General features: G+C 70.9%; 11 protein-coding genes and 1 pseudogene. All 12 read left to right on the forward strand.

Going from position 1 to position 9017, the window contains the following annotated elements:
• Positions 1-46: 46 nt before the first annotated feature.
• Positions 47-1435: a flagellar filament capping protein FliD gene (gene fliD / locus E0W80_RS11265; protein ID WP_131492579.1), complete on the forward strand. Its 1389-nt coding sequence runs from the start codon at positions 47-49 to the stop codon at positions 1433-1435.
• Between the two features lie 2 nt (positions 1436-1437).
• Positions 1438-1824, forward strand: a complete 387-nt coding sequence (gene fliS, locus E0W80_RS11270; RefSeq protein WP_047524149.1) for a flagellar export chaperone FliS — start codon at positions 1438-1440, stop codon at positions 1822-1824.
• A 2-nt stretch (positions 1825-1826) separates the two neighbouring features.
• Positions 1827-2117, forward strand: a complete 291-nt coding sequence (locus E0W80_RS11275; protein WP_231555080.1) for a hypothetical protein — start codon at positions 1827-1829, stop codon at positions 2115-2117.
• A gap of 112 nt (positions 2118-2229) precedes the next feature.
• Complete coding sequence (gene flgB / locus E0W80_RS11280) at positions 2230-2571, forward strand: flagellar basal body rod protein FlgB (protein WP_047524147.1); 342 nt, start codon at positions 2230-2232, stop codon at positions 2569-2571.
• Positions 2568-2960, forward strand: a complete 393-nt coding sequence (locus E0W80_RS11285; protein WP_047524146.1) for a flagellar basal body rod C-terminal domain-containing protein — start codon at positions 2568-2570, stop codon at positions 2958-2960. Before flgB ends, E0W80_RS11285 begins: the two co-directional genes overlap by 4 nt.
• A complete protein-coding gene (fliE, locus tag E0W80_RS11290; protein WP_047524145.1) occupies positions 2960-3262 on the forward strand; it encodes a flagellar hook-basal body complex protein FliE in 303 nt (100 codons plus the stop codon). The genes E0W80_RS11285 and fliE overlap by 1 nt, the downstream gene beginning before the upstream one ends.
• Entirely contained in the window at positions 3262-4887 is a 1626-nt protein-coding gene (gene fliF, locus E0W80_RS11295; RefSeq protein WP_047524144.1) for a flagellar basal-body MS-ring/collar protein FliF, read from the forward strand. The genes fliE and fliF overlap by 1 nt, the downstream gene beginning before the upstream one ends.
• Positions 4884-5888: a flagellar motor switch protein FliG gene (gene fliG / locus E0W80_RS11300; protein WP_047524143.1), complete on the forward strand. Its 1005-nt coding sequence runs from the start codon at positions 4884-4886 to the stop codon at positions 5886-5888. Before fliF ends, fliG begins: the two co-directional genes overlap by 4 nt.
• Positions 5878-6483, forward strand: coding sequence for a FliH/SctL family protein (locus tag E0W80_RS11305; RefSeq protein ID WP_131492580.1), 606 nt, complete (start codon positions 5878-5880; stop codon positions 6481-6483). The genes fliG and E0W80_RS11305 overlap by 11 nt, the downstream gene beginning before the upstream one ends.
• Entirely contained in the window at positions 6480-7775 is a 1296-nt protein-coding gene (locus E0W80_RS11310; protein WP_131492582.1) for a FliI/YscN family ATPase, read from the forward strand. The genes E0W80_RS11305 and E0W80_RS11310 overlap by 4 nt, the downstream gene beginning before the upstream one ends.
• The gene (locus tag E0W80_RS11315) at positions 7772-8194 is read left to right on the forward strand and encodes a hypothetical protein (protein ID WP_131492584.1); all 423 of its coding nucleotides are present in this window, start codon (positions 7772-7774) and stop codon (positions 8192-8194) included. Before E0W80_RS11310 ends, E0W80_RS11315 begins: the two co-directional genes overlap by 4 nt.
• Positions 8191-9017: pseudogene (locus E0W80_RS11320) on the forward strand (hypothetical protein); the annotation flags it as partial. The gene E0W80_RS11315 and the pseudogene E0W80_RS11320, both read left to right, overlap by 4 nt.

The following is a 9017-nucleotide window of genomic DNA, read 5'->3' on the forward strand; positions in this document are numbered from 1 at the left end:
CGCCCGTCGCCCGGACACCGTCCGCTCCCGATCCGCAAAGGCGATCATGTCCCTCTCGCTCGACGGTCTCGTCTCCGGCCTGAAGACCACGGAGGTCATCAAGGCGCTGATGGACGTGCACGCCATCCCGCGCTCGCTGCTCAAGGCGAAGATGGACGACAAGAACGGCATCGTCTCCCAGCTGCAGACCCTGAACACCGCGATCCAGAACCTCGCGACCGCAGCGGAGAAAGCCGCGGTCCCCGATGGGCTCGCCCGCTTCACCACCACCTCCTCGTCGCCCTCGGTCACCGTCGCCACGCGCGCCGGCGCTGCTCCGCTCTCCGCCGACATCGTCGTCGATCAGGTCGCCACGAACCACACGATCGTCTCCGCCGCCACACGGGGCTGGCCGGTCGATCCCCCCGTGATCACGCTCGAGAACGCCACGGGCGAGCGCGTGCAGGTCACGGCCGACTCCGCGTCGATGCAGGACGTCGCCCAGGCGATCAACGAAGCGGGCGCGGGTATCGTCGCCGCCGCCGTCCCCGCCGGGCGTGACGCCGACGGGAACGTGATGCACCGCCTGCAGCTGCGCGCCGCGGACTCGGGAGAGGCCGGACAGTTCCGCGCCTATCGCGGTGACATCGCCGCCGTCGAGAGCGGCACGGCATCCGACCTCTCCACCGAAGCGGGAGCCGCCGTCATCGCCACGGGCGCCGACGCCCGCCTGCGCCTCTGGGCGGGAACGAGCGCCGAACAGGTGCTGACCTCGTCGAGCAACACGTTCACCGATCTGTTCGACGGCGTGGACGTGACGGTCACCGCACGCTCCGCCGATCCCGTCACGATCGGCGTCGCCGTCGACACCGAAGCACGGACGAAGGCGTCGGCGGACTTCATCGCCGCCGTCAAGGACATCCTGACCCGCATCGACAGCGGCTCGAAGACGACCGTCGCCGCGAAGCCGGGAGACAAGACCACCCTCGGCGTCTTCACGGGCGACAGCACCGTGCGCGGGTTGCGCAATGCGCTCGCCGATGCCGTGCAGCACCCCGTCGACGGGGTCTCCCCCTCATCCATCGGCATCTCGACCGACATGTACGGCGTCCTGAGCTTCGACGAGGAGAAGTTCGCCGAGGCACTCGCGAAGGATCCGGATGCCGTGGCCGGCCTCTTCTCCGATGTCGCCGCGCGCGTGCAGGACACCGCGAAGATCTACTCGGACAAGTACGACGGGCTCCTCACCTCCCGCATCACGGGACAGGAGAGCGAGGTCAAGGGTCTCGGCGAGCAGATGGAGCGCTGGGACGTGCGGCTCGCGCAGCGCAAGGCCTCCCTCGAGCGCACGTACGCACGACTCGAAGTCATGCTGTCGCAGCTCCAGTCGCAGTCGACGTACCTCTCGTCGCAGATCGCCGCCCTCCCGGGCTCGAGTTCGAACGGGGGGAAGTGAGCATGAACGCCGCCCTGCGCGCACAGCAGCGCTACCGCGAGGATGCCGTGCTGTCGGCGCCCCCGGAGCGCCTGGTGACCATGCTCTACGACCGGCTGCTGCTGGACATCGAGCGTGGCGAGACCGCTCAGCGTGCCGAGGACTGGGCCGAGGCGAACGCGCAGCTGCAGCACGCGCAGGCGATCGTCTCGGAGCTGTCCTCCTCACTGACCGACGACTGGAACGGCAGTGCCGGACTGCGTTCGGTCTACGTCTTCCTCTCGCAGACACTCATCGGGGCCAACATCGGCCGCGATCCCGAGCGCACCCGCGCCTGCCACGGCATCGTCGCCCCGCTGCGCGATGCCTGGCACGAGGCCGCCCGCACCGTGGCGGAGAGCCGGGCGTGAGCATGGACGAGTGGACCGCGCTGCTCGATCGGCTCGAGCACGACGCCGAACGGATCCTCGCCGCTGCCCCCGGCACCGCGGATGCGGCAGACCTGGCCCCCTGGACACCGCCCGCCGCTCCGCTTCCCCCCGCGCTCGCGGATCGCGCCAGACAGGTCGTCGAGCTGCAGCGCACGGCGATGGAACGAACCCGCACCGACCTCGACGGCCTCCGGCAGCACCTCGGCGCCGTGAGCCGCATCCCGGGCACCCGACGCCCCGAGGAGCCCGCCTACCTCGATGTGGACGGCTGAAACCGCTCCCTAACGCCGCGCACGAACCTGCCGATAGAGCAGGGAGAGCACGGATGGCTCGCATGACTCGGCCAGGGATCGGCCACACCAGCCACACACGGGGAGCCGGTTTGTGTTCGATTCTGTGACCATCACCGCACTGACGAGTGCGCTCGACGGCCTCGCGCTGCGTCAGCGGGCCATCGCGGACAACATCGCCAACATCAACACCCCGAACTATCACGCCAAGCGCGTGCAGTTCGAAGAGGCCCTCGCCCGCTCGGTCGATGCCGGCGACGGTCGGGTCGGCGCGACGGTCGGCACCTCGCTCGAACCGACCCGGCTGAACGGCAACAACGTCAACCTCGACACCGAGACCCTCTCCAGCGTCGACACGATGCTGCGCTACCAGTTCGCGACGCAGGCCGTGAACGGCTCGTTCTCTTCGATGCGCACGGCGATGAGGACCTCATGACCTTCGATGCGATCGGGATCGCGAGCACCGGACTGACCGTGCACCGCAAGTGGCTCGACGCCATCAGCGACAACATCGCGAACATCAACACGGCCACCTCGACCGACGGTGCAGCCTTCCGGGCACGGTACATCCTCGCCCAGCCGAGCGATCAGTCGCCCGGTGTGTACGTTGCGGGCACCGTGCAGGGCAGCGCCGTGGGACGGGTCGTCCATCAGCCCGACCACCCGCTCGCCGACGCGGACGGCTACGTCCGCTACCCGGACATCGACCTGGGTGATCAGATGAGCCAGCTCATCCTCGCCCAGCGCGGCTACCAGGCCAGCGCCGGCATCGTCGATCGTGCGCGCAACGCCTACGAAGCAGCCCTCCAGATCGGACGCAACTGATGGACCCGCTCGCCGGCATCGAGGGCATCTCCTCGGGTTTCACGCTCACGCCACCCGTCGCCCCCACGAAGGGCACCGACGACACCGCCTTCGCGAACAGCGTCACCGGGGCGATCGACGAGCTGCGATCGCTGCAGTCGGAGTCCGATGCCCTCAAGGTCGCCGCGGTCACCGGTGACCTCGACGACATCCACGCCGCGATGATCGCCTCCTCCCGCGCCTCGGTGACGCTCGAGCTGGTCGCCGCCGTGCGCAACAAGGGCGTCGACGCGTTCAATGAGATCATGCGGATGCAAGCCTGATGCCCCAGGCCGTCACCACCGTGTTCCAGCGGATCGGACGCGTGATCGCGGGCTTCTCGCTCGCGCAGCGCACGATCGCGATCATCGGCGTCGCCGTGCTCGCCCTCGGTATCGTCGCGCTCTCCAGCTGGCTCACCCGCCCCACGTACACCCCGCTCTTCTCCGGCATGAGCGCCTCCGACGCGAACGCCGTGGTCGAGCAGCTGCGGTCGTCGTCGGTGCCCTACGAGCTGGCGGACGGCGGCGCGACCGTGCTCGTCCCCGAGAAGGACGTCTACGACCAGCGGCTCGCCGCGGCGTCCGCCGGCCTTCCCGGCGCGAGCTCGGGCGGCTACTCGCTGCTCGACGACATGGGGGTGACGACCTCCGAGTTCCAGCAGTCCGTGACCTACAAGCGTGCGATCGAGGGCGAGCTCGCGGCCACGATCTCGTCGATCGAGGGAGTCACGGCGGCCTCGGTGCAGCTGGCCATCCCGGAGGAGAGCGTCTTCGTCTCGGAGACCGTCGACGCCACGGCCTCGGTGTTCGTGGAGACATCCGGCAACGCGACGCTGACCCCGAAGCAGGTCGAGGCCATCGTGCATCTCACCTCCGCGGCCGTCAGCGGGATGAAGCCCGAGAACGTCGCCGTGGTGGACCAGAGCGGACAGACGCTCTCGGCCGCGGGAGTCGGGACCACCGGCGGCGTGGACCAGCAGGCCAGCGACTACGAGGCTCGGGTCACGGCGAACGTCCAGCAGATGCTCGACACCGTGGTCGGGCCCGGCAACGCCAAGGTCACCGTGGTCGCCGAGATCGATCACTCCGTCAACGAGCGCGTCGAAGAGACCTACACCCCGGCCGAGGGCGCTCCGCCGCTCACCGAGCAGACCAGGACCGACAGGCAGGACGGATCGAGCTCGAACGCGGGAGTGCTCGGCCCCGACAACATCGCCGTGCCGTCCACGGACGGCGACGGCACCTCCGAGTCCACGGAGACCTCGAAGACCAACGCGGTCAACAAGAGCACGCAGAGCACCTCCACGCCCGCCGGCTCGCTGCTTCGCCAGTCGGTCTCCGTCGCGGTCGATGCGGGAGCAGGCGGTGACCTGAGCACCGCACAGCTGAGCGACCTCGTCGAGACCGCCGCCGGGATCGACACCGAGCGCGGCGACTCGATCGCGGTCGAACTCGTCTCGTTCAACCAGACCAGTTCCGAAGCAGCGCAGGCCGCGCTGCAGGCCGCCAAGGAGACGGAGGCCGCCGAGCGCCAGGCGGTCCTGCTGAACACGCTGATCATCGCCGCCGCGATCGCCCTGCCGCTGCTGCTCGCCGTCATCGCCGCTCTGGTGCGCATGCGCCGCCGCGCGAACTCGGCGACCGAATTCGACCAGCTCTTCGGCGACCGCCCGGCGCCGCTGTCCGCCATCGGCGCGGGCGCCACGACGGCTGCGATCGACCAGGCGGCCACGACCCCGCTCGCCTTCCTCGAGACGACCCCCGACCCCGAGCCCGAGCCTGATCCGGAACCCGCGCAGGTCAGCCTCGAGCGTCGTCGCGCCGAGATCGACTCCCTCACCCGGCAGGACCCGAAGCGCACGGCCGAGCTGCTGCGCACCCTCATCGACGACAGGCAGCACGTATGAGCGAGCTGACCGATCGGCAGACCGCGGCCGTCGTCCTGATGAACCTCGATCGTGCACAGGCGATCGAGGTCATGAAGCACCTCTCGGAGTCGGAGGCGGAGGCCGTCGCCGCCGAGATCATCGGCCTCCAGGACCTGGATGCCGCCACCACCGCGCAGGCACTGGGCCAGTTCCACCGCATCGCGAGCGGGCACCTCCCTCCCGCGCGCGGAGGTCGGGACATCGCCGCCGGGCTTCTCGAGGCCTCGTTCGGCGCAGAACGCGCGGCAGCCGTCCTCGGCAGGGTCGGTTCGACGGCGATGAACTCGTCGTTCGACTTCCTGGGCTCCGCCGACCCCGCCCAGCTGGCGACGCTGCTCGACGGAGAGCTCCCGCAGACCGTGGCTCTCGTGCTCGCGCACCTGCCCACCGAACGCGCCGCCGCCGTACTGGCTGCTCTCCCCGACCCGACCCGCACCGACGTCGCACACGCCATCGCCACCATGGGGACCGCGTCCCAGGAGGCGATCGCGATCGTGGCCGATGCGCTGAAGACCCGCACCGGGACCTTCGCGAGCCGCGATGCGCCCGAGACCCTCGGCGGCGTCGAGCCGTTGGTCGAGATCATCGCCCGCTCCGGAGCGACCGTCGAGAAGGCTCTGCTGGCGAGCATCGAAGATCGGGACAGCGCGCTCGCGGAGGACATCCGTTCACGCATGTTCACCTTCGCCGACATCGTCAAGCTCGACGATCGAGACACGCAGCGCGTGCTGCGCGGCATGGACATCCGCTCCCTCGCACTCGCTCTGAAGGGTGCCAATCAAGGGATCGCGGACCTCATCCGTCGCAACGTCTCCGAGCGCAACCGCGAGAACCTCGACGAGGAGGCGCGGACACTCGGCCCCGTGCGGATGTCGCAGGTCGAGGAGGCCCGGGCCGAGATCGTGCGCACCATCCGCGCGCTCGAAGCCGCCGGCGACATCACGGTGCAGCGCACCGACGAGGACGAATATGTCTACTGACGCCTTCTCTCCCGTGCTCTTCCCGCGTCTCGACCGACGCGAGGACGGCTCGGAGCATGCCCGGGCGCGGCTGCGCGGCTACGCCGACGGTCACGCGGAGGGATATCGCGCCGGGCTCGCGGAGGCCGCATCCGCCCAGCGCGTCGCAGATGCGGAACGCGCCGCCCGCGAGCAGGAATCCGCCCGCCGCGTCGAGGACGCCGTCTCCGCACTCCACGCAGCGGCGCGCTCCTTCGGCGAGCGGGAGCGGGAGCTGACCTCCGCCGCACAGGACCACGTGCTGCGCTGCGCGATCGAGCTCGCGGAGCTCATCCTGCTCGGCGAACTCTCGGATGCCGGTGCCTCCGCCGCCGCCGCGGCACGTCGTGCCCTCGAGGTCGGCGAGCCCGACGAGATCCGCGAAGTGCGCCTGCACCCCGACGACCTCCGCACGCTGGAAGGCACGGAAGGCACGATCGCCGGTCTCCTGCTGATCGCCGATGACACCCTCGACCGCGGAGACGCCGTCGCGATCCTGGACCACGGCCGCATCGATGCCCGGGTCGGGAGCGCGCTCGAGCGTGCTCGTCGCGCACTCGCCGAGGCCGGATCATGACGGCCTGGGAGGCGGTGCGCGAGGCCGTGCGGCCCGAACGCATCGGGGTCGTCTCGCAGGTGCGCGGACTGAGCGTGCAGGTGCGCGGCCTCGACGGCGCGGTCGGCGACGTGGTGACCCTCGACGGGGTGGACGCCGAGGTGGTCGCGGTCGGCGAGGGCGGGCTGCGGTGCATGCCGTTGGGCGCTGTCAGCGGGCTCACGGTGGGGGCACCGGTGCGCGGTCGCGGCGGACCCCTGCGCGTGCCGACCGGAACGCCCCTGCTCGGACGTGTCCTGGACGGGCTCGGCCGTCCCATCGACGGGAAGGGGCCGCTACAGGGCGCCACCGAGGTGAGCCTGGATCATGCTCCGCCGTCGATCATGGGCCGCGATCGGATCGACTCCCCGCTTCCGCTCGGGGTGCGGGCGCTCGACACCCTCGTCAGCGTCGGCCGAGGGCAGCGCGTCGGGCTCTTCGCGGGCTCCGGTGTGGGCAAGTCCTCGCTGCTGTCCATGATCGCGCGCGGCACCGACGCCGAGGTGACGGTGATCGCCCTGGTCGGTGAGCGCGGTCGCGAGGTGCGCGAGTTCATCGAGGACGATCTGGGCCCCGAAGGCCTCGCCCGCTCGGTGGTCGTCGTCTCCACCTCCGACCAACCGGCCATGGCGCGCATCCGTGCCGCCTACACGGCGACGAGGATCGCCGAAGCCTTCCGCGACGACGGCGCGCACGCGATCCTCATGATGGACTCCCTCACCCGCGTCGCGATGGCGCAACGTGAGATCGGTCTCTCCGCGGGCGAGCCCCCCGCCACCCGCGGGTATCCACCGTCGACCTTCTCGCTCCTCGCGGGCCTCCTCGAACGCGCGGGCACCGATCGCGGTGGTTCGATCACCGGCATCTACACCGTGCTCGTGGACGGCGACGACCACAACGAACCGATCGCGGACACCGTGCGATCGATCCTCGACGGTCACGTCGTACTGGATCGGGCGCTCGCGTTGTCCGGACACCATCCGGCGATCGACGTGCTCGGCTCGGTCTCCCGCGTGGCGGGCAAGATCACCGCCGCCGGACAACGGTCGGACGCGGCGACCCTGCGTGCCGTGCTCGCCGCGCGTCGACGGGCGAACGACCTGATCGACATCGGTGCCTACCAGGCGGGAGCGGACGCGCGCATCGACGCCGCGATCGCCCATGAGCGGGCGATCTCCGCCTTCCTCACCCAGTCCCTCGATGAGACGAGCGGGATCGACGAGTCCTGGCGTCGACTCGAGGAGCTCGTCTCGACGTTCGGAGCTGTCGCATGAGCCGGTCCTTCTCCTTGGCGGGTCTGCTGCGCGTGCGCGAGATCCAGGAGAGAGCGGCTGCGCAGCGGCTCTCCCGGGCGGTGATCGACGCACAGCACACCGAAGCCCGCGACCGGTCGCTGCGTGCGCACCTGGCGGGCAGCGGGAACGAGGCCGTCGACGTCCGCTCCCTCGCCGCCCTCGCCGCGGCGCGTGTGGCAGGCCGGACGCTGCTCGCCGATCTGACGACGCTCTCGGAGCTGCAGGAGCAGACGGTGTCACAGGCCCGCGCGGAGCATGCCGAGGCACGGAGAGCGATGCGCGGACTCGATCGCCTCGCCGAAGCGCATGCCGAGAAGACGCGGACCGCCGAGCTGCACGCCGAGCAGGCCGAGCTCGACGAGATCGGCGTACGGACCACGACGGAGGGGCAGTCATGACAGCTCTCGGCATCATCGACGTCCTCGATCCGCGTGCCGCGCGGCCCAGCGGCGGCACGGCGCCCGCCCGCACCGCGACGGCAGGCGCCGCCGCGTTCGCCGATGTGATCCACGATGCCTCACGCGCAGAGCGCGCGCAGGATCTTCCGGTGGACGCCGCAGCGGAGGGCGCCCCGGAGCACGAAGCCTCTCCGGAGAACACGCTCTCCGATCCTCCACCGACCGCGCCGCTCCACGGCGCTCTCGTCGTTCCCGAGACGGTCGGGCTGGTCCCGTCCGCTCCGCCCGCCCCCGCCGACGGACCGGAGGCGGCATCGGCCGTGGCCGACGGCACCCTGGCGGCGGCCACAGAGACTTCTGCGATCGCGAGTACGTCCGTTCCGCTCGATCAGAGCAGCCTGGAGCCCGCCGCCGCGGGAACGCTCGTCGCGGCGCAGGTCGTCGAGGCCGTGCGCGAATCGACCGCCCCGGCCGTCGCATCGTCGTCGCGGGTCTCGGCGGCGGCCGTCCCCCTCGGCGTACCGGCTCCAGCCGTCGTCGATGCCTCGGGAGACGCAGACACCACCGCGGGCGTCTCGGCTGCCGCTTCCCCGCGCACGGGGGTCGAGGGAGGCGCGTCTGCGTCCGTGGCGATGCCCCCGGTGCCGGCTTCCGCGCCCGCTACGAAACTCGTGTCGGGCGCAGACGCGAAGGCGGCTCCCCCTCTCTCTGCTGCGGAGGAGCCGATGCCAGATGCCCCGCGCGTGTCACCCTCACCCGCGCCTCCGGTATCGACCACCCCAGCGCCCGCATCCGCACCCTCGGCCGGTGAAGCGGTCGTGCC

The sequence above is a fragment of the Microbacterium sp. PI-1 genome, assembly GCF_004337555.1.
Classification (GTDB): Bacteria; Actinomycetota; Actinomycetes; order Actinomycetales; family Microbacteriaceae; genus Microbacterium; species Microbacterium aurugineum.